The following is a 19,434-nucleotide window of genomic DNA, read 5'->3' as shown; positions in this document are numbered from 1 at the left end:
GAGGCGTACCGTGCGCGCGTGCCCAGCGTCGACCGCTCCCTGACCGCCCCCGTCCTCGCCGGCGTCGTGACGGCCGTCGTCGGGTTCACCTCGTCGTTCGCCGTGCTGCTGGCGGGGCTGCGGGCCGTGGGTGCGACGGAGCGCGAGGCGGCCTCCGGGCTGCTCGCCGTCACACTGGCCTTCGCGGCCGGCATCATCGGGCTGGCGCTGTGGCACCGCATCCCCCTCACGCTCGCCTGGTCGACCCCGGGCGCGGCCCTGCTGGTCGGCACGGGCGTGGTCGACGGGGGCTGGCCCGCGGCCGTCGGTGCCTTCCTGGTGACGGGGCTGCTGTTCGTGGCGACGGGGTACGTCGGGTGGCTCGGCCGGCTCGTCGCCCGGATCCCCACGGGCGTGGCGCAGGCGATGCTCGCCGGGGTGCTGCTCCCGCTCGTGCTGGCGCCCGTCGAGGCGGTGGCGGACGTCCCGGCGCTCGCCCTGCCCGTCGTGCTGGTGTGGCTCCTCGTCGTGCGGTGGGCGCCGCGCTGGGCGGTCCCGGCGGCCCTCGTCGCCGCCCTGGTCGTCATCGCCGTCCACCTGACGCGCACCGGCACCGCGGTCACCGGCTCCCTGGCGCCGGCCCTGGCGTGGACGACGCCCGCGTTCACGCCCGCCGCGCTCGTCGGCATCGCGCTCCCGCTCTACGTCGTGACGATGGCCTCCCAGAACGTGCCGGGCGTCGCGGTGCTCCGCTCCTTCGGGTACGACGCGCCCTGGCGCTCCACGATGACGGTGACCGGCGTGGGGACGGTCGTCGCGGCCCCGTTCGGCTCGCACGCCCTCAACCTGGCGGCGATCTCGGCCGCCCTGGCAGCGGGGGACGAGGCCGGTCCCGACCGGGACCGTCGCTGGATCGCGGCGGTGAGCGCGGGCGTGACCTACGTGGTGCTCGCCCTGTCCTCCGGGGCGCTCGCGAGCGTGACCGCGGCGGCCCCCGGCGGCCTGGTGGAGACCGTCGCGGGACTGGCGCTGCTCGGCGCGTTCGGTGCCGCGGTGGCCTCGGCGCTCGCGGACCCGGGGACCCGCACGAGCGCGGTGGTCGCCTTCGTCGTGGCCGCCGGCGGACTGGGCTTCGCCGGCATCGGTGCGGCGTTCTGGGCGCTGCTCGCCGGGCTCGTGGTGCGCGTCGCCGTCGAGCGCCCGGTCCGTGCCTGACCGGGAGGCCGGTGGTGGCGGCATCGCGGCGTACGCTTGTCCGCGCCATGCCCGCCTACCTCGACCACGCCGCGACCAGCCCGCTGCGCCCCCAGGCCCGCGACGCGCTGCTCGCGCACCTGGGCGCGACGGGCAACCCGGCGTCGCTGCACGGCGCGGGCCGCGACGCCCGCCGGGTGCTGGAGGAGTCGCGGGAGAGCGTGGCCGAGTCGCTCGGCTGCCGGCCCAGCGAGGTGGTCTTCACCTCCGGCGGCACGGAGTCGGACAACCTGGCGATCAAGGGCGCCTACCGTGCGCGCCGCGCCGGGGACCCCGCCCGCCGGCGGGTGCTCGTCTCCGCCGTCGAGCACCACGCCGTGCTCCACGCGGCCGCGTGGCTCGAGCAGCGGGAGGACGCCCGGGTCGAGCTGCTGCCGGTCGACGCCGAGGGACGGGTCCTGCCGGACGCGCTCGAGGCGGCACTGGCCGGTGACGACGTCGCCGTCGTCTCGGTCATGTGGGCCAACAACGAGACGGGCGTGCTGCAGCCGGTCGAGCGGCTCGCGGCCCTGTGCCGCGCCCACGGCGTCCCGTTCCACACCGACGCGGTGCAGGCCGTCGGCGCCGTCCCCGTGTCGTTCGCGGAGTCCGGGGTGGACCTGCTGACCGCGACCGCCCACAAGGTCGGCGGCCCCCACGGCGTCGGTGTGCTGCTGGTGCGGCGCGGCATCCAGGTCGCGCCGCTCCTCCACGGGGGCGGGCAGGAGCGCGACCTGCGCAGCGGCACGGTGGGCGTCCCGGCCATCGCGGGTCTCGCCGCGGCGTACGAGATCGCGGTGAAGGAGCAGGCCGCGGCGGCGCTGCGGCTCGAGGCCCTCCGCGACCGCCTCGTCGAGGGCGTGCGCGACCTCGTGCCGGGGGTGGTCGTCCACGGCGGCGGCGCCGACCGGCTCCCGGGCATCGCCAACCTCGGCTTCGGCGGGTGCGAGGGCGACTCCCTGCTCATGCTGCTCGACGCGCAGGGCGTCGAGGTCTCGACGGGGTCCGCGTGCTCCGCGGGCGTGCCCCAGCCCAGCCACGTGCTGCTCGCGATGGGGATCGACGAGCAGGAGGCCCGGGAGGCGCTGCGCGTCTCGCTGGGCCACAGCAGCACCGAGGCCGACGTCGACGCCTTCCTCGCGGCGATCGGGCCCGCGGTCGAGCGGGCGGGAGCCGCGCGGCGGGTGCGCCGGTGAGGTCCCGATGAGGGTCGTCGCCGCCATGTCCGGGGGCGTCGACTCGGCGGTCGCGGCGGCACGCGCGAAGGAGGCCGGCCACGACGTGACCGGCGTGCACCTGGCGCTGTCGCGCAACCCCGCGTCGTACCGCTCCGGCGCCCGCGGCTGCTGCACCATCGAGGACAGCAACGACGCCCGTCGGGCGGCGGACGTCATCGGCATCCCGTTCTACGTCTGGGACCTGTCGGCGGAGTTCCACGAGGACGTCGTCGAGGACTTCATGGACGAGTACGCCGCGGGCCGCACCCCCAACCCCTGCCTGCGCTGCAACGAGCGGATCAAGTTCGCCGCCGTGCTCGACCGCGCCCGCGCGCTGGGCTTCGACGCGGTCGCGACGGGCCACTACGCCGACCTGCGCCCCGGCTCCGGAGCCAGCGCCGGTCTCGTCGAGCTGCACCGGGCGGCGGACGCCGCGAAGGACCAGTCCTACGTGCTCGGCGTGCTCGACCAGGACCAGCTCCGGCACGCGCTGTTCCCGCTGGCCGGCACCCCGAAGCCGGAGGTGCGGCGCGAGGCCGCCGCCCGGGGGCTGCTCGTCGCCGACAAGCCCGACAGCCACGACATCTGCTTCGTCGCCGACGGCGACAACGCGGGCTGGCTCGCCGAGAAGATCGGCGACCGCTCGCCGCAGCCGTCGGGGGAGTGGGGCGGCGACATCGTCGACGACGCGACGGGCGAGGTGCTGGGGCAGCACACGGGCACCTACGGCTACACGATCGGCCAGCGCCGCGGGCTGCGCATCGGCCGCCCGGCCCCCGACGGCAAGCCGCGCTTCGTGCTCGACATCGAGCCGGTGAGCGGCACCGTGCGGGTGGGCCCGCGGGAGGGGCTGCGCATCGACGGGCTGAGCGGCATCCGCCCCCGGTGGTGCGACGCCGCGCCGGCGCGCGACGTGCCGCTGACCTGCACGGTGCAGCTGCGCGCGCACGGCGCCGAGCACGCGGCGGTGCTGACCGTGCGCGACCCCTCGGCCGAGGGTTCCGTCGAGGTGGAGCTGCTCGAGCCGGCCGAGGGCATCGCCCCCGGCCAGGCAGCGGTGTTCTACGACGGCACCCGCGTCGTCGGCTCCGCGACGATCGCGACGACGAGGCGGGCGGCATGACCTTCGCAACCGGTACCGGCTCCCACCCGGGGGCCGACCAGGCGGCGTACGACGAGGCGCTGCGCCAGGTGCTCGACGTGCTCGGCGGGGACGGCGACGCCGGGCCCGGTCTGCCGTACGTGCCCGAGGTGCCCGGCCGGGGCGCCGGGGCGGCGATGACCGGACGGGCCCTCGCCCTGCAGACCGGCCTCGACGTGGACCTCCAGCCGGCCGGCTGGCGGCTGACCGGCACCTCCGGGTCGCCCGGGGTCGATCAGCGCCGCGCGCGCAGCCTCCTCCTGCAGGATCTGGACGCGCTCGAGGAGCGGGTGCAGGGCTACGCCGGTCCGTTCAAGGTGCAGGTCGCGGGACCGTGGACGCTGGCCGCCACGACCGAGCGTCCCCGCGGGGACAAGGTGCTGGCCGACCACGGCGCCCGCCGCGACCTGGCGCAGGCGCTGGCGGAGGGCGTGACGGAGCACGTGGCCGAGCTGCGCCGCCGGGTGCCCGGGTGCACCCGGGTGGTCGTCCAGGTCGACGAGCCGGCACTCGTGGCCGTGCAGCAGGCCCGGGTGCCGACGGCCTCGGGCTGGGGCCAGCACCGGTCCGTCGACCGACCCGAGCTCGCCGAGGTCCTCGGCTGGGTCCTGTCCGCGGCGGCCGCCGCCGGTGCGGAGCCGTGGGTGCACGCGTGTGCCGCGGACGTGCCGTGGGCGCTGCTGCGGACCGCCGGGGCGCAGGGGCTGCTGGCCGACGCCGCCCTGCTGGGCGCGGGCGACCTCGACCAGCTGGCCGAGGCCCGCGAGGCCGGGGTCGCGGTCGGGCTCGGCGTCGTGCCGACCCACCCGGCACCGACCGTGGCCCCGGCGGAGAAGCAGCTCGCCGAGCGCGCCTCGCGCTGGCTCGACACCCTCGGGCTCGTCCCGGGCGAGCGGTTCGGTCTCGTCCCCGCGTGCGGGCTCGCGGGCGTGCCCGCCGCGGTCGCGCCCCGGGTGCTGCAGGCGCTGCACGACGCCGCGCGGCGGGTCGACGAGGCCTGAGCCGCCCCTTCGGGTCTCTGCCTAACCTCGAGGGATGAGCACCCAGGGAGAGCTGACCGGACGACGCATCGCGATCGTGGCAGGGGACTACTTCGAGGAGGTCGAGCTCACGACGCCGCGCGACGAGCTGCGCGCGAAGGGCGCCGAGGTGCACGTCTTCTCGACGACCGGCGAGTCCATCCAGGCGATGGAGGGCGACACGGAGAAGACGTCGAAGGTCGAGGTCGACGGTGACCTGTCCGGCGTCGACGTCGCGGGCTACGACGCGATCGTGGTGCCCGGTGGCACCGTCAACGCCGACCACCTCCGCACGGACGAGACCGCGCAGAGGATCGTGACCGACGCCCTCGCGGCGGAGAAGGTCGTCGCGGTCATCTGCCACGGTCCGTGGCTGCTGGTCTCGGCCGGCCTCACCCAGGGCCGGCGCCTCACGAGCTTCCCGTCGCTCGCCGACGACGTGCGCAACGCCGGCGGCGAGTGGGTCGACGAGGAGGTCGTCGTCGACGGCACCCTCGTGACCAGCCGCAATCCCGACGACCTCCCCGCGTTCGTCGGGGCGATCACGGCGCAGCTGGCCTGAGGGCCCACGCAGGACCCCGCGGGCTCCCTCAGTCCGCCTCGACCGGCTCGGTGATCCAGCCGGAGAAGGCGGGGAGGGGGCCCGCTGTCGTCCGCACGGTCGCCACGACGGCGTACGGGCGCGCGAAGCGGGCGGTCCCGTGGCGCACGCGGCCCCGGGCCGACATCCCGCCCGCCGCCCGCATCAGGGCGGTGACGGCAGCGGCCTCGAAGCCCTCGCGGGAGTAGCGGGCGACGCACTTCTGGACGGCACCGGTGCGGTCGGTGGGCGCCGTCGGCAGGAGGTCGGCCAGCGCCGCGAACGCGGCGTCGACCCCGGACGGCACCTGCTGGAGGTTCACCTCCGTGTCGGTCGCCCAGGCGGGCAGCAGCGCGTCGGTGCTGTCGCCGCCGAACCCGTCCTCCTCGACGACGCTCCACACGGGGCCGTCCCCGAGGGGGAGCTCGGCGAGCGGCACGTCCGTACCACCGCCGAGCGCCACCGTGTGCGCCGCGGCGACCACGTCGGCGGGCACGGCGTCCTCGCGCTCGGCGACGACGCTGAGCACGGTCATGTCGCCGCTGCTCGCGGCACGGTGCACCGCGTAGCGCTCGCCGTCGACGTCCACCGCCCCGACGGGGTGCTCCTCGGGGCTGCGCAGCACGCGCGCGACCGTGCCGGCCCAGGCGCCGCCGAGCTCGGCCGCGGGGACCGCGGTGAACGGCTCGGCCCAGGAGATGCGGGTCATCACCGCGCTCGCCAGGAGCACGCTGGTCGTCGGCGGCACCTCGGCGGGGAACCGCGGGATCATGCCGCCGGTGTGCTCGTCCGCCCAGGCGTCCAGCTCGGCCTGCGGGGGAATCGGACCGGTGCCCGCGGAGCGGGGCAGGCTGCGGGACCACACGTCGTACGCCGCGGGGTCGGCCCCGTCGCGCGCGGCGTCGGCGACCCAGGCGCCGACGGCGAGCCGCAGCTCCGCGGGGGCGGCGTCCACGAGCGCGCGGGTGGCCCCGGCGGCGTCGCGGGGATCGAGGCCCAGCACGTCGGCGATCCGCGCCTGCGTCTCCGCACGGGTCGCGGCGGTGCCCGCGAGGGCCAGCACGAGCCAGACGCCGAGGGGCGAGACCACGTGGTGGGTGCCGCCGAGGGCGCGGTGCAGGCGGTCGGCGTACGTCGCTATCGGACGCGCGAGGTCGACGTCGGGGCGGAGGGTTCTCGTGCTCTTCCTGGTCACCTCTCCGAGTCTGACAGCCCCCGGTGTGCCGCCGCCAGGAGCTCCAGCGAGCGCTCCCGCGCGAACGTGTTCCAGCGCGTGACGTGGGTGAACATGTAGTGCCCTGCGAGCCCCGCGCTCACGAAGGTGGCGTCGGCGCCGACGGCGGCCGCACGCTCGACGTACGCCTGCGACGCCCGCGCCGAGGTGATCCGGTCGCGGGCGCCGTGCATGACGCGGAGCGCACGGCCGGGCAGGGCGGCGACGCTCTCCCCGGGCGGGAACCAGGGGGCGAGGGCGACGACGCCCGCCACGGTGGGGTGGTCGGCGACGTGCACCGCCGTGCGCGCACCCATCGAGTGCCCGAGCAGCACCACGGGCAGTCCGGGGAGCTCGGCGTCGGTACGGCGCAGGGCGGCCTCGGCGTCGACCACCGGGGCCCCACCGTTCCAGCCCCGGAGCCGGTAGCGGAGCAGCCAGGTCGCGTAACCGGCCTCGGCGAGGGTCGGCGCGATGGTGCGCTGCATCGCCGCGGCACGTCGCCAGGACGCGCTGCGACCGTCGACGGCACGGTCCGAGTGCTCCTTGCCGCCGTGCAGCATCAGGACCACCCCGCGGGTCTCGCGGTCGTCCGGGACGTCGACGCGGGTGAGGGCGTGGTCGGGTGCGAGGTCGCGTGCGGTGTCCACGCTGTCCCTTCGTACCCGGCCACGCCCTCGGATGGGTCGGCCGACCTCAGCCGACGTGGACGCCCTCGGGGGCGTCCGTCGCGAGCTCCTCGTGCTTGACGTCGACGAACAGCCAGACGACGACGGAACCGATGAGGACGAGACCGGTGCCGACGAGGAACGCGGTCGTGCTGCCGTCGGCGAACGCCGCCAGCTGCGTCGCGCCCTGGGCGAGGGACGCGCCCTGCTCCGCGGGCACGCCGGCGCCGGCGACCGCCTGTCCGGCCTGCGGGCCGAACGTCTCGGCGCTGTTGGTGGCGACGTGGCTGGCCACCGTGGCGAGGGCCGCGAGACCGAGCGCGCCACCGACCTGCTGCATCGTGTTGAGCACGCCCGAGCCGATGCCGGAGTCCTCGGCGCGCACGTGGTGCACCGCGGTCAGGGTGAGCGGCACGAACGTGAGGCCCATGCCGAACGACATCAGCAGCAGGTAGGGCAGCATGCTCGACACGTAGTCGATGTCGACCGCGGAGCCGCCCGACGCGAGGGAGGAGACGACGTCGCCGGCGGCGAGGTCGGAGGGCAGCCGGGAGAAGCCGAAGAGGGCGATGGCGGCCAGGACCGTGCCGGTGCCGGCGATGAAGCGGGGGTCGATGCGGTTGACCAGGTTGGACGACAGCGTCGCGCCGACGATGATGCCGATGGAGAACGGGAGGAACGCGAAGCCGGTCTCCAGGGGGGGCTCCCAGCCGCCGAGGTTCTGCACGTAGAGGCTGAGGAAGAAGAACATCGCGAACATCGCGGCCGGCACCATCATCATCGCGACGAAGCTCGCGGCGCGGGTGCGGTTGGCGAAGATGCGGATCGGCATGAGCGGGTCCGAGACGCGGGTCTCGATGACGATGAACGCCGCGAGCAGCACGACGCCGGCGACGAGGGACGCGATGGTGCCGGTGTCGCCCCAGCCGTGGGCCTCCTCGCTGGCGCGGGTGAGGCCGAAGACGATCCCGAGCAGGCCGAGCGTGCCCGTGGCGGCGCCGGGGACGTCGAGGCGACCGGCGTGGCGGGCCGACTCGGGGAGGAAACGCGGCGCCAGCAGTGCGGCGACGATGCCGATCGGCACGTTGATGAGGAAGGTCATGCGCCAGCCCTCGACGTCCACGCCGAAGAACGAGCTGTGGCCGGTGAGCCACCCGCCGAGGATCAGGCCGAAGGCGGCTCCGATGCCGGACATGGCGGCGTAGATCGCGAACGCCCGGTTGCGGGCCGGACCGGCCGGGAACGTCGTCGTGATGAGCGCGAGCGCGGCCGGGGAGGCGAGCGCCGCCCCGAGGCCCTGGAGGCCACGGGCGCCGAGGAGCAGGCCCTCGTTGGTGGCGAGACCACCGAGCAGCGAGGCGACCGCGAAGATGACGAGGCCGGCCATGAGGACCCGGCGGCGACCGAGGAGGTCACCGAGGCGGCCACCGAGCAGGAGGAGACCGCCGAACGCCAGGGCGTAGCCCGTGACGATCCACGACAGGTTGGCCTCCGCGATGTCGAGGTCGGCGCCGATGTAGGGCAGCGCGATGTTGGCGATGGTCGCGTCGAGCACGACCATCAGCTGGGCGACGGAGATGAGCACCAGCGCCCAGCCGAGGTGGCGGGTGGCCGGCGGGGCGGCGTCCTCGCCCTGCGCGGGGGCAGGGGAGGCCGGGGACAGGTCGGTCATGGTGATCCTTGGGTGGGACGGACGGAAGGGCGTGGCGGGGGGGCCGGTCAGGGCGTGCGGACGGGGTCGTCCGCCCGGCGGGTGGCGGCCGGCAGGATGATCTCGTCGATCACGCGCACGACGAGCTCCCGCGTGGGGGGCTCGCCGAGCACGAGGGCCCGGTGCATGACGATGCCCGGGAGGGCGGGCTCGAGGAGGTCGAGGTCGAGGTCGGCCCGGATCTCGCCGCGCTCCTTCGCGCGGGCATAGATCTCGTGGCTGATGACGAGCTTCGGGCCGAGGAACCGCTCGCGGAAGCCCGCGGCCAGCTCCTCGTCCGTGGCGATGGCGGTGAGGACGCTCGAGAAGATCGTCAGCGCCTTGTCGTTGACGAAGCCCGTCGGGGCGCCGAAGGCGGCGATGAGGTCGCCGCGCAGCGATCCGGTGTCGATGGGCGTCTCAGGACCGGCCTTGAGGGTGCAGAGCGTGTCGAGCACCAGGCTGGCCTTGGTCTCCCACCGGCGGTAGAGCGTCGCCTTGGAGGCCTGGGCGGCCTTCGCGACGGCGTCCATGGTGAGACGGTCGTAGCCCACCTCCGCGAGCACCTCCGCCGTGGCGTCCCGGATCTCCTGCTCGCGGTCCCCCTCGACACGGGGGCGGCAGGCGGGACGGCGCAGGCTCATGGGTTCCTCGAGGTGGTGGATGAAACGGAACGGTTTCGTTCCGTCGAGGACTGTAGACCCCTTGTGCTATGAAACCAAGTCGTTTCATCGGTGGTGTGGGCCACGCTCGGGATGCGCCGAGTTGTCATGTACGGCGCGGCGGGGGCGTCGAGTTGGGTCGGACGGCGCGGCGGGCGCGTCGAGTTGGGTTGTACGGCGCGGCGGGGGCGTCGAGTTGTCATGTACGGCGCGGCGGGGGCGTCGAGTTGGGTTGGACGGCGCGGCGTGCGCGTCGAGTTGGGTTGTACGGCGCGGCGTGCGCGTCGAGTTGTCATGTACGCCGCGGCGGGCGCGTCGAATGGCCAGTTGTTGGCCTGTGGATTCGCGGTCGCGGGGGTCGGTGGACGGACGTAGAATCGCACACATGTTCGACCACCTTTCGCCTCGTGAGCTGCTGGATGCAGCGGCTGAGGCGGTGCGCGCCCGCCGCCTGGCGGAGGTGGCCGACCTGGAGGTGATCGCGGCGTGGGCTGCGGTGCACTCGGGTGAGCCGACCGATCCCGGGCGCCGGATGAATCCGTTGGTGGACGTGGGTGGGGAGGGTACGCCGCGGGTGCAGGACCACGCCCTCGGGGAGATCGCCCTGGCGCGGGGTGCGGGCGTGGTGGCCACGATCAACGCCCTCGCGGACGTGCTGGACCTGCAGCACCGCCTGCCGTTGACGTGGGCGGTGGTGCGGCAGGGGACCGCGGAGGTGTACGTCGCGCGGAAGGTCGCCCGGATGTCCCGGCATCTGCCGCGTGCGGTGGTCGGGATCGTCGACTCTGCGGTGGCGCGGATGATCGCCACCGAGGCACCCGGCCGCGTGCTGACCGTGGCCGAGGGCAAGGTGATCGAGGCCGACCCCGCCCTGCACGAGGAGCGGGTGGAGGAGGAGAAGCGCCGCCGCTACGTCGGCCTGGGACGCACCGACGAGTACGGACTCCGCACCTTGATCGCGCGTCTCGACGCCGGGGATGCGGCGTGGGTGCAGGCCACCGTCACCCGCGTCGCGGAGATCCTCACCCCCGGTCACCCGGATGCGACCGCGGACGAGGTCCGCGCGATCGCGCTGGGCTACCTCGCCCGGCCCGCCGAGCTCCTCGCCCTCCTCGTCGAGCACGAGACCGCCGAGACCGCTGTTCCCGCGCAGGCCGGTCCCGTCACCGACGACGAACCCCTCGCTCCCTCACGCGCGACCGCGCTCCCCGCCGCCGTGCTCGACAAGCTCCGCACCACCGACCTGACCAAGCTCCGCCCCAAGGCGGTCCTCTACGTCCACCTCCACGAAACCACCCTCCTCAGCACGAAGGGCGTCGCCCGCGTCGAAGAACTCGGCCCCCGCACCCTCGGCGCCCTCCGCCAGCTCCTCGCCACCACCCAGGTCACCGTCAAACCGGTCATCGACCTGGCCGGCGCGGTCCGCACCACCGCCTACGAACACCCCGAAGCCATCAAGGAACGCGTCCACCTCACCACCGGCGGTGACTACTGGCCCTACGCCACCTCCACCAGCCGCAACATCGACTACGACCACCCCACCCCCTACGACCCCAGCACCGACAACCAACAGACCGGCACCCACAACTCCGGCCCCCTCGTCCGCCGCCACCACCGCTGGAAGACCCACGCCGGCTACCAAGCAAGACAGAGAGCGCCCGGCCACTACGTCTGGCTCACCCCGAACGGTCTCGGCTTCACCACCGACCCAACCGGCACCCACCCCTGCTCCGAGAACGAGGCCCGCCTCTTCATCGCCCTCGCCGACCGACGCGGTCGTGGGTAGCGTTGCGGCATGCCGGACCCGATCTTCGACCATCCCCGACTGGCGCGGGTCTACGACGCTCTCGAAGGTGACCGCTCGGACCTGGACGCCTATGTCGACCTCGTCCGGGACGACGGGGCGCGGAGAGTGCTCGATGTCGGGTGCGGCACGGGCACGTTCGCCTGCCGCGTCGCGGCCGACGGCATCGCCGTCGTCGGTGTCGATCCGGCTGCAGCCTCCGTCGCGGTGGCCCGCGGCAAGCCGGGTGGGGACGCAGTCACCTGGATCGTGGGCACGGTGCCGGACGTGGCTGTCGACGCGTCGTACCGCGCCTGGTTCGATCTCGCCACGATGACCGCGAACGTCGCCCAGGTGTTCGTCGAGGACGTGGACTGGCTGACCACGTTGCGGGCGGTCCACCGCTGCCTGCGCCCCGGCGGGCTCCTGGCCTTCGAGACGCGCAAGCCCGCAGATCGGGCCTGGGAGCGATGGACGAAGGAGAGGTCGCACCAGGTCGTCGACACCGCGGAGGATGGCGCCGTGGAGGACTGGGTGGAGGTCACCTCGGTGGACGGGGCGCTGGTCACGTTCGAGTCGCCGACCGTCTTCCGCGCAGACGGGGAGCGCATCGAGTCGACGAGCACCCTGCGGTTCCGCGACGAGGACGAGCTGTGCGCCACGCTCGTCGCCGCAGGCTTCGTGGACCTCGACCTCGGGGACCTGCCCCGGGCCCCCGAGCGCGGGTGGCTCGTCCGCGCGCGCTCGGCGCCGCGACCTGGGGCCTGAGCCCCCAGACCTGTCGCACCCGCACGGCAAGATGGTCCCCATGAGCGATGCCGAGGTCCCCGAGCCCGCGCCGGTGACGCCTGCGTCGGAGGACGCCCGGGAGCGTCACCGTGAGCTGGCGGAGCAGGTGGAGGACGCCCGCTGGCGTTACTACGTGCTGGACCAGCCGACCCTCTCCGACGCCGACTTCGACGCCCGCATGCGCGAGCTGGAGTCGCTGGAGGAGGCACACCCCGAGCTGCGCACGCCCGACTCGCCCACCCAGCGCGTCGGCGGAGCGGTCTCGACGGAGTTCACGGCCGTCGACCACCTCGAGCGCATGATGAGCCTCGACAACGCGTTCACGCTCGACGAGCTGGCGTCGTGGCACGCGCGTCTGGGTCGCGACGGCGTCGAGTCGCCCGCGCTGCTCTGCGAGCTGAAGGTCGACGGCCTCGCCATCAACCTGCTCTACGAGGACGGTCGCCTGGTGCGGGCCCTCACCCGCGGTGACGGGCGCACGGGCGAGGACGTCACGCCCAACGTGAAGACGATCGACTCGATCCCGCACCGCCTGACGGACACGGACGAGTTCCCGGTGCCGGAGCTCGTCGAGGTGCGGGGCGAGATCTTCCTGCCGGTGGACGCCTTCGAGCGCCTCAATGTCGCGATGACCGAGGCGGGCAAGCAGGTGTTCGCCAACCCCCGCAACGCCGCCGCGGGGTCGCTGCGCCAGAAGGATCCCCGCGTCACCGCCACCCGGGCGCTCGGCATGGTCTGCCACGGCATCGGCGCGCGCCGCGGCTTCGAGCCGGTGACGCAGTCGCAGGCCTACACCGCGCTCGCCGCCTGGGGTCTCCCCGTCTCCCCCCGGGTCGAGGTGGTGCCCGACCTGGCGGGTGTGCAGAAGTACGTCGAGAGGTACGGCGCGGAGCGGCACTCCGTCGAGCACGAGATCGACGGCGTGGTGGTCAAGGTGGACGACGTGGCGCTGCAGCGCCGCCTCGGGTCGACCAGCCGTGCGCCGCGCTGGGCGATCGCGTTCAAGTACCCGCCGGAGGAGGTCAACGCCAAGCTTCTCGACATCCTCGTCAACACGGGTCGCACAGGTCGGGTCACCCCGTTCGGCCTCATGGAGCCGACCCGCGTGGCCGGGTCGACCGTCGAGATGGCGACCCTCCACAACGCGCACGAGGTGCGCCGCAAGGACGTGCGTCCCGGAGACACCGTCATCCTCCGCAAGGCGGGCGACGTGATCCCCGAGATCGTCGGCCCGGTCCTCGACCTCCGTCCGCCGGACCTCCCGGAATGGGTGATGCCGACGAAGTGCCCCGCCTGCGGCACCCCGCTCGCCCAGCAGAAGGAGGGCGACAAGGACCTCCGCTGCCCCAACCACGAGAAGTGCCCCGCCCAGGTGCGCGAGCGCGTCTTCCACGTCGCGGGCCGGGGTGCGTTCGACATCGAGGGGCTGGGATACGAGGCGGCGATCGCGCTCCTCGGCGTGGACGGGTTCACCAACGAGGGCGACGTCTTCCGCATCGACGAGGCGCTGCTGCTGCGCACCGAGCTCTTCACCCGCGCACCGAAGAAGGGGGAGGAGGGGCGTCAGCTCACCGCCAACGGCGTGAAGCTCCTCGCCAACCTCGACAAGGCGAAGGACGTGCCGCTGTGGCGCGTGCTCGTGGCGCTGTCGATCCGCCACGTCGGGCCGACGGCGGCCCGGGCCCTGGCCACGGAGTTCGGCTCCATGGAGGCCATCCGCGCCGCGAGCCTCGAGGACCTGGCGGCGGCCGAGGGCGTGGGTCCGACGATCGCCGAGGCCGTCATCGAGTGGTTCGGCGACGCCGACGACCCCGACAACTGGCACGCCGCGATCGTGGACACGTGGGCCGCCGACGGCGTCCGCATGGCCGACGAGCGCGACGAGTCGACGCCCCGCACGCTGGAGGGCCTCACGGTCGTCGTCACGGGGTCGCTCGTCGACTTCAGCCGCGACTCCGCGAAGGAGGCGATCCTTTCCCACGGCGGCAAGGCCGCGGGCTCGGTGTCGAAGAAGACCGACTTCGTCGTCGTGGGCGAGAACGCGGGCACGAAGGCCGAGAAGGCCGAGCAGCTCAAGGTGCCGATCCTCGACGAGGACGGCTTCAAGCAGCTCCTCGCCGAGGGCCCGGGTCCGTTCCGCGCCTAGCTCACCCGGCGTTCACCACATCGGGCATGACGACCATCCCGTCGATCCGGTCGAGGCCGTCGAGCAACGTGGTGCACCCGGAGGCCCGGCACACGACGACCGTCGAGCCCGCCAGACCGAGGAGACCCCCGTCGGGCGTCCACGACGTCGGCGAGGTCGCGACGTCGAGCGGTGTCTCCGTGCCGGTGGCCACGTCCACGAGCACGGCCTCCCGGGCGGAGCCGTCGGGCGTGCCGGGGACGTAGAGCGTGCGGCCGTCGGGGGAGAGGCTGACCTCGCCGGCACCGGACCCCACGTCCACGCTGCGGACGACCTGCCCCGTGGCCTGGTCGACCGCGGCGTACTCGGCCTGTCCGGCCCCGCTGCTTCCCTGGTAGGCGAGTCGCAGCCGTCCCGCCACCTCCGCGGGCGCCTCGCCGACGGGGAGCAGGTCGCCGGTCCGCCACTCGAGCCAGCGGGACCCGCCCAGGGTGCCGTCGACGAGCAGCGCGTCGCCGCTCAGCTCGAGGGGGCGGCCCTTGCCCTCCTCGGCGGCCGGCGGCACCGCGCCGCGGCCGACCTCCTGGTCCGTCTCGACGTCCCACACGTGCACCTCGCCGCCCTCGGGGGTCTCGTCGACCCAGGCGATGTACGGCGCGTCCGGCTGGGAGGCGAGGGACCCGGCGTCGATGGAGGCATCGAGGTCGGTGGTCGTCCCGTCGGGTCGCACGAGCACCACCCGCCGCTCGGACGTGGCGGTGGCCTCGTAGGTCGTCAGCACCACGGCCCCCGCCGAGGTCTGGGCGACGTAGGAGACGTCCCGCCCGATCGTCACGGCCCGGTCGCCGCCGATGATCACGTCCTGGCCGACCGTGAAGGCGCCGTACGTCGCGTAGAGGGTCGCCGCGTCCGCGGCCGTCGACCGGTCGGAGGTGCTGGCCGGAGGCGGGTCGGGCTCGGGCCGCAGGTCGCCCACGAGCACGCCACCGGTGCCCACCGCGAGCACCGCGGCGGCCGCGACGAGCGCCGTACCGGCACGGCGGCGGCGGCGCAGCGCGCGGCCACGGGCGAGCACGGCGGCGGGGTCGGGGGCGGGCACGCGGACGGCATCGGCGTCGGCGTGGAGCAAGGTGGACAGGTCGTCAGGCACGGGAGTCCTCCGGGGTCGAGGGGGCCGAGGGCGTGGGAAGGCTGGCGAGGGTCGCGGGCAGCGCGGCCCGGAGCTTGTCGAGCGCGTGCGAGGTCTGGCTCTTGACCGTGCCCTCGCTGATCCCGAGCACCGCGCCGGTCTCGCTGACGGAGAGGTCCTCGTAGAACCGCAGCACCACGACGGCTCGCTGCCGACGGGGGAGCGTGGCCAGGGCGGCGACGAGGTCGAGCCGCTCCTCGACGCGGCCGTCGGCACCGGCCTGCTCGGGGAGCACGTCGGTGGGGGTCTCGCCGCGGAAGCCGCGACGACGGAACCACGTGGTCGCGGTCGTCACGACGACCCGGCGCGCGTACGCCGGGGCCGCGGCCACGTCGCGCACCGAGCCCCACCGGGCGTAGGTGCGCGCGAGCGCCGTCTGCACGAGGTCCTCGGCCTGGCCGTGGTCGCCCAGCAGCAGGTAGGCGGTGCGGTAGAGCGACGGCCACGCGGTGCGGACGAGGTCGCTGAACTCCTGGTCGGACGGTGCCCGAGACGTCCCTGGTGGCATGGGTCCCCCTTCGTCGACGATCCTCGTGGATCGACAGGGAGGACGACGTGCCCCCGCCGTTCGGTTGCACGTCGGCGCCGTCACTAGGATGACGGCCATGCCCGACACACCTCCGTCGCTGACGCGTGAGGACGTGGCGCACCTCGCCGACCTCGCCCGCATCGACCTGTCCGACGCCGAGCTCGACCACCTGGCGCCCCAGCTCTCCGTGATCCTGGAGTCCGTGGCGTCGATCCAGGGCGTGGCCGGCGACGACGTGCCGCCGACGTCGCACCCCATCCCGATGACCAACGTCTTCCGCGAGGACGTCGTGGTCCCGGGCCTCACGGCCGAGCAGGCGCTCTCCGGCGCGCCGGCCGTGGAGGAGCAGCGCTTCAGCGTGCCGCGGATCCTGGGGGACGAGCAGTGAGCGCCGCGACCACCGACTGGACCCGCCGTACCGCGGCCGAGCTGGCCGACGCGCTGGCCGCCGGCGAGGTCACCTCGGTCGAGCTGACGCAGGCCCACCTCGACCGGATCGCGGCCGTCGACGGCGACGCCTCCTCGGGTGTCCACGCCTTCCTCCACGTCGACGCCGAGGGCGCCCTCGCGCAGGCCCGCGCCTCCGACGAGCGCCGCGCGGCGGGTGCCCCGCTCCACGCCCTCGACGGCGTGCCGATCGCCGTGAAGGACGTGCTCGCGACCACCGGCCTCCCCACGACGTGCGGCTCGCGCATCCTCGAGGGCTGGGTGCCGCCGTACGACGCCTCGGTCGTCGCCAGGCTGAAGGCCGCCGGCCTGCCGATCCTCGGCAAGACCAACATGGACGAGTTCGCCATGGGCTCCTCCACCGAGCACTCGGCCTACGGCCCGACCCGCAACCCGTGGGACCTGACCCGCATCCCGGGCGGCTCGGGCGGCGGCTCGGCGGCCGCGGTCGCGGCGTACGAGGCCCCCCTCGCCATCGGCACCGACACCGGCGGCTCGATCCGGCAGCCGGGCGCGGTCACGGGCACGGTGGGCGTGAAGCCGACGTACGGCGCGGTGTCGCGCTACGGCCTCGTCGCGCTGGCCAACTCGCTCGACCAGGTCGGTCCGGTGACGCGCACGGTGCTCGACTCGGCGCTGCTGCAGGACCTGATCGGCGGCCACGACCCGCGCGACTCCACGAGCATCCCGCAGGAGCTCCCCAGCCTGGTCGACGCCGCCCGCCAGGGCGCCACCGGCGACCTGACCGGCCTCAAGGTCGGCGTCGTGAAGGAGCTGAGCGGCGACGGCTGGCAGCCCGGCGTGAAGGCCCGCTTCGACGAGACCGTCGCGCTGCTGGTGGACGCCGGTGCCGAGGTGGTCGAGGTGAGCTGCCCGAACATCGTGCACGCCATCGCGGCCTACTACCTGGTGCTCCCCGCGGAGTGCTCGTCCAACCTCGCGAAATTCGACGCGATGCGCTACGGCCGGCGCGTGCTGCCCGAGGGCGTCGATGCGCCCAGCGCCGAGGAGGTCATGCGCGCGAGCCGCGACGCCGGCTTCGGCGACGAGGTGAAGCGCCGCATCATCATCGGCACCTACGCGCTGTCGTCGGGCTACTACGACGCCTACTACGGCCAGGCGCAGAAGATCCGCACGCTCATCGCCCGCGACTTCGACGCGGCGTTCGAGCAGGTCGACGTGCTCGTCAGCCCGACGGCGCCGACGACGGCGTTCAAGCTGGGCGAGAAGCTGGACGACCCGCTGGCGATGTACGCCGGCGACCTCGCCACGATCCCCGCCAACCTGGCCGGCATCCCGGGCATCTCCGTGCCCGCCGGTCTCGCCGACGAGGACGGCCTGCCGGTCGGCTTCCAGGTGCTGGCGCCGGCGATGGCCGACGACCGGGTCTACCGGGTGGGGGCGGCGGTCGAGGCACTGCTGGCACGCACGTGGGGCGGGGCCTTGCTCGCGCAGGCCCCCGAGCTGGAGGAGGTCGCCCGATGAGCGCCGACACCCTGGTCGACTTCGACGAGGCGCTGACGCGGTACGAGCCGGCGCTGGGCCTCGAGGTCCACGTCGAGCTCAACACGGCGACGAAGATGTTCTGTGGCTGCCCGGCGACCTTCGGCGGCGAGCCCAACACGCAGGTCTGCCCGACCTGCCTCGGCCTGCCGGGCGCCATGCCCGCGGTCAACGGCAAGGCCGTCGAGGCCGCGATCCGGATCGGTCTCGCGCTCAACTGCGACATCGCGGAGTGGTGCCGCTTCGCCCGGAAGAACTACTTCTACCCGGACATGCCGAAGAACTTCCAGACGTCGCAGTACGACGAGCCCATCGCCTTCGACGGCCACATGGACGTCGACGTGGACGGCGAGACGTTCCGGGTCGAGATCGAGCGCGCCCACATGGAGGAGGACACCGGCAAGTCGACCCACGTGGGCGGCGCGACGGGCCGCATCCACGGGGCCGACCACTCGCTGGTCGACTACAACCGCGCCGGCATCCCGCTCATCGAGATCGTCACGCGGCCGATCCTGGGCGCGGGCGACAAGGCCCCCGCGGTGGCGCGGGCCTACGTGCAGCAGCTGCGCGACCTCATCCTGGCGCTGGGCGTCTCCGAGGCCCGGATGGACCAGGGCAACCTGCGTGCCGACGTGAACCTCTCGCTCGCGCCCGCCGGCTCGGGCACGCTCGGCACGCGCAGCGAGACGAAGAACGTCAACTCGTTCCGCTCGATCGAGCGGGCCGTGCGCTTCGAGGTCTCCCGCCACGCCGCGGTGCTCGACGGCGGCGGCACGGTCGTGCAGGAGACGCGTCACTTCCACGAGGACACCGGCATCACCACGTCGGGCCGCGAGAAGTCGGACGCGGAGGACTACCGCTACTTCCCCGAGCCCGACCTGGTGCCGGTCGCGCCCAGCCGGGAGTGGGTGGAGGAGCTCCGTGCCACGCTGCCGGAGAACCCGACGGCCAAGCGCGCCCGCCTCCAGGGCGAGTGGGGCTTCACCGACCTCGAGATGCGCGACACCGTCGGCGCCGGCGCGTTCGGCCTCGTCGAGGCGACGATCGCGGAGGGTGCCGCTCCCCAGGCCGCGCGCAAGTGGTGGGTCGCCGAGCTCGCCCGCCGGGCGAAGGACGCGGGCGTCGAGCTCGCCGAGGTCGGCGTGACGCCCGCCCAGGTCGCGGCCACCCAGGCGCTCGTGGACGCCGGCACGATCAACGACAAGCTCGCCCGCCAGGTCTTCGACGGCCTCCTCGCCGGCGAGGGGACGCCGGAGGAGGTCGTCGCGGCCCGTGGCCTCGCGATCGTCTCCGACGACGGCGCGCTCGGCGCGGCGGTCGACAAGGCGATCGAGGCGAACCCCGACGTGGCGCAGAAGATCCGCGACGGCAAGCACGCCGCCGCGGGTGCCCTCATCGGTGCCGTGATGAAGGAGATGCGCGGCCAGGCCGACGCCGGCCGGGTCCGCGAGCTGGTGCTCGAGCGGCTGGCCTGACCCCACCCGCGCGGACGGGTCCTCTCAGCCCGATCTCAGCTACAGTGACGAGCGCCCGCCGGTCGGCGGGCGCTCGCTCACGTCGCGTGCAGGGGAAGCCGGTCCGAATCCGGCGCTGACCCGCAACCGTAGGCCGGCTCCTCCGGGGTCCGGCGAGCCGGAACACCTGCCGCGAGGTACCTGACACCACGC

General features: G+C 74.3%; 17 protein-coding genes and 1 riboswitch. Of the genes, 11 read left to right on the top strand and 6 right to left on the bottom strand.

Translation table 11 applies throughout. From position 1 onward, the window contains the following. Window positions 1–18 precede the first annotated feature (18 nt). Genes QE405_RS11905 through QE405_RS11885 form a run of 5 tightly spaced genes read left to right on the top strand, consistent with a single transcriptional unit; the run spans window position 19 to window position 5,151 of the window. Window positions 19–1,194, top strand: coding sequence for a benzoate/H(+) symporter BenE family transporter (locus tag QE405_RS11905; protein WP_307200967.1), 1,176 nt, complete (start codon window positions 19–21; stop codon window positions 1,192–1,194). A 47-nt stretch (window positions 1,195–1,241) separates the two neighbouring features. Continuing rightward, window positions 1,242–2,408, top strand: a complete 1,167-nt coding sequence (locus QE405_RS11900) for a cysteine desulfurase family protein (protein WP_307200965.1) — start codon at window positions 1,242–1,244, stop codon at window positions 2,406–2,408. A 7-nt stretch (window positions 2,409–2,415) separates the two neighbouring features. After that, on the top strand, window positions 2,416–3,552 hold the full coding sequence (gene mnmA, locus QE405_RS11895; RefSeq protein ID WP_307200963.1) for a tRNA 2-thiouridine(34) synthase MnmA: 1,137 nt from the start codon (window positions 2,416–2,418) through the stop codon (window positions 3,550–3,552). Then, window positions 3,549–4,571: a methionine synthase gene (locus QE405_RS11890; RefSeq protein WP_307200961.1), complete on the top strand. Its 1,023-nt coding sequence runs from the start codon at window positions 3,549–3,551 to the stop codon at window positions 4,569–4,571. Before mnmA ends, QE405_RS11890 begins: the two co-directional genes overlap by 4 nt. Window positions 4,572–4,605: 34 nt before the next feature. Continuing rightward, complete coding sequence (locus QE405_RS11885) at window positions 4,606–5,151, top strand: type 1 glutamine amidotransferase domain-containing protein (protein WP_307200959.1); 546 nt, start codon at window positions 4,606–4,608, stop codon at window positions 5,149–5,151. 28 nt (window positions 5,152–5,179) lie between these two features. Here the strand turns inward: QE405_RS11885 and QE405_RS11880 are convergent, their stop codons facing one another. Genes QE405_RS11880 through QE405_RS11865 form a run of 4 tightly spaced genes read right to left on the bottom strand, consistent with a single transcriptional unit; the run spans window position 5,180 to window position 9,384 of the window. After that, window positions 5,180–6,364, bottom strand: coding sequence for a hypothetical protein (locus tag QE405_RS11880; RefSeq protein WP_307200957.1), 1,185 nt, complete (start codon window positions 6,362–6,364; stop codon window positions 5,180–5,182). After that, window positions 6,361–7,032 carry an alpha/beta hydrolase gene (locus QE405_RS11875; RefSeq protein ID WP_307200955.1) on the bottom strand — a complete coding sequence of 224 codons (672 nt, stop codon included), beginning with the start codon at window positions 7,030–7,032 and terminating at the stop codon, window positions 6,361–6,363. Before QE405_RS11875 ends, QE405_RS11880 begins: the two co-directional genes overlap by 4 nt. 46 nt (window positions 7,033–7,078) lie before the next feature. Continuing rightward, a complete protein-coding gene (locus QE405_RS11870; RefSeq protein ID WP_307200953.1) occupies window positions 7,079–8,722 on the bottom strand; it encodes an MFS transporter in 1,644 nt (547 codons plus the stop codon). A gap of 47 nt (window positions 8,723–8,769) precedes the next feature. Beyond that, window positions 8,770–9,384: a TetR/AcrR family transcriptional regulator gene (locus tag QE405_RS11865; protein WP_307200951.1), complete on the bottom strand. Its 615-nt coding sequence runs from the start codon at window positions 9,382–9,384 to the stop codon at window positions 8,770–8,772. A 403-nt stretch (window positions 9,385–9,787) separates the two neighbouring features. On the opposite strand from QE405_RS11865, the gene QE405_RS11860 reads away from it, so the two are divergent. Genes QE405_RS11860 through ligA form a run of 3 tightly spaced genes read left to right on the top strand, consistent with a single transcriptional unit; the run spans window position 9,788 to window position 14,120 of the window. After that, window positions 9,788–11,188: a hypothetical protein gene (locus QE405_RS11860; RefSeq protein ID WP_307200949.1), complete on the top strand. Its 1,401-nt coding sequence runs from the start codon at window positions 9,788–9,790 to the stop codon at window positions 11,186–11,188. A 9-nt stretch (window positions 11,189–11,197) separates the two neighbouring features. Then, on the top strand, window positions 11,198–11,953 hold the full coding sequence (locus QE405_RS11855; RefSeq protein WP_307200947.1) for a class I SAM-dependent methyltransferase: 756 nt from the start codon (window positions 11,198–11,200) through the stop codon (window positions 11,951–11,953). Between the two features lie 40 nt (window positions 11,954–11,993). After that, complete coding sequence (gene ligA / locus QE405_RS11850) at window positions 11,994–14,120, top strand: NAD-dependent DNA ligase LigA (RefSeq protein ID WP_307200945.1); 2,127 nt, start codon at window positions 11,994–11,996, stop codon at window positions 14,118–14,120. Window position 14,121: 1 nt separating this feature from the next. On the opposite strand, the gene QE405_RS11845 is transcribed toward ligA, so the two are convergent. Then, window positions 14,122–15,249 carry a hypothetical protein gene (locus tag QE405_RS11845; protein WP_307200943.1) on the bottom strand — a complete coding sequence of 376 codons (1,128 nt, stop codon included), beginning with the start codon at window positions 15,247–15,249 and terminating at the stop codon, window positions 14,122–14,124. Next, entirely contained in the window at window positions 15,242–15,796 is a 555-nt protein-coding gene (locus tag QE405_RS11840) for a SigE family RNA polymerase sigma factor (RefSeq protein WP_307200941.1), read from the bottom strand. Before QE405_RS11840 ends, QE405_RS11845 begins: the two co-directional genes overlap by 8 nt. Window positions 15,797–15,893: 97 nt before the next feature. Here QE405_RS11840 and gatC point away from each other — a divergent pair, with 97 nt between their 5' ends. The 3 genes from gatC to gatB are packed head-to-tail and all read left to right on the top strand — an operon-like array spanning window position 15,894 to window position 19,242. Beyond that, entirely contained in the window at window positions 15,894–16,205 is a 312-nt protein-coding gene (gene gatC / locus QE405_RS11835) for an Asp-tRNA(Asn)/Glu-tRNA(Gln) amidotransferase subunit GatC (protein ID WP_163773856.1), read from the top strand. Beyond that, a complete protein-coding gene (gene gatA, locus QE405_RS11830; RefSeq protein WP_307200937.1) occupies window positions 16,202–17,749 on the top strand; it encodes an Asp-tRNA(Asn)/Glu-tRNA(Gln) amidotransferase subunit GatA in 1,548 nt (515 codons plus the stop codon). The genes gatC and gatA overlap by 4 nt, the downstream gene beginning before the upstream one ends. Continuing rightward, window positions 17,746–19,242: an Asp-tRNA(Asn)/Glu-tRNA(Gln) amidotransferase subunit GatB gene (gatB, locus tag QE405_RS11825; RefSeq protein ID WP_307200935.1), complete on the top strand. Its 1,497-nt coding sequence runs from the start codon at window positions 17,746–17,748 to the stop codon at window positions 19,240–19,242. Before gatA ends, gatB begins: the two co-directional genes overlap by 4 nt. 68 nt (window positions 19,243–19,310) lie before the next feature. Beyond that, window positions 19,311–19,413, top strand: a riboswitch (cobalamin riboswitch). The last annotated feature ends 21 nt before the right edge of the window (window positions 19,414–19,434 follow it).

This window comes from Nocardioides zeae, from assembly GCF_030818655.1.
Classification (GTDB): Bacteria; Actinomycetota; Actinomycetes; order Propionibacteriales; family Nocardioidaceae; genus Nocardioides; species Nocardioides zeae_A.
The sequence above is the reverse complement of the archived record's forward strand: the minus strand, read 5'-3'. Positions and strand labels throughout refer to the sequence as shown.

Excerpts from the sequence above, each read along its gene's own strand:
- QE405_RS11855 (WP_307200947.1), top strand. The coding sequence starts at position 11,198 with ATGCCGGACCCGATCTTCGACCATCCCCGACTGGCGCGGGTCTACGAC.
- QE405_RS11840 (WP_307200941.1), bottom strand. The coding sequence starts at position 15,796 with ATGCCACCAGGGACGTCTCGGGCACCGTCCGACCAGGAGTTCAGCGAC.
- ligA (WP_307200945.1), top strand. The coding sequence starts at position 11,994 with ATGAGCGATGCCGAGGTCCCCGAGCCCGCGCCGGTGACGCCTGCGTCG.
- QE405_RS11885 (WP_307200959.1), top strand. The coding sequence starts at position 4,606 with ATGAGCACCCAGGGAGAGCTGACCGGACGACGCATCGCGATCGTGGCA.
- QE405_RS11890 (WP_307200961.1), top strand. The coding sequence starts at position 3,549 with ATGACCTTCGCAACCGGTACCGGCTCCCACCCGGGGGCCGACCAGGCG.
- QE405_RS11865 (WP_307200951.1), bottom strand. The coding sequence starts at position 9,384 with ATGAGCCTGCGCCGTCCCGCCTGCCGCCCCCGTGTCGAGGGGGACCGC.
- gatB (WP_307200935.1), top strand. The coding sequence starts at position 17,746 with ATGAGCGCCGACACCCTGGTCGACTTCGACGAGGCGCTGACGCGGTAC.
- QE405_RS11870 (WP_307200953.1), bottom strand. The coding sequence starts at position 8,722 with ATGACCGACCTGTCCCCGGCCTCCCCTGCCCCCGCGCAGGGCGAGGAC.
- QE405_RS11860 (WP_307200949.1), top strand. The coding sequence starts at position 9,788 with ATGTTCGACCACCTTTCGCCTCGTGAGCTGCTGGATGCAGCGGCTGAG.
- mnmA (WP_307200963.1), top strand. The coding sequence starts at position 2,416 with ATGAGGGTCGTCGCCGCCATGTCCGGGGGCGTCGACTCGGCGGTCGCG.
- QE405_RS11900 (WP_307200965.1), top strand. The coding sequence starts at position 1,242 with ATGCCCGCCTACCTCGACCACGCCGCGACCAGCCCGCTGCGCCCCCAG.
- gatC (WP_163773856.1), top strand. The coding sequence starts at position 15,894 with ATGCCCGACACACCTCCGTCGCTGACGCGTGAGGACGTGGCGCACCTC.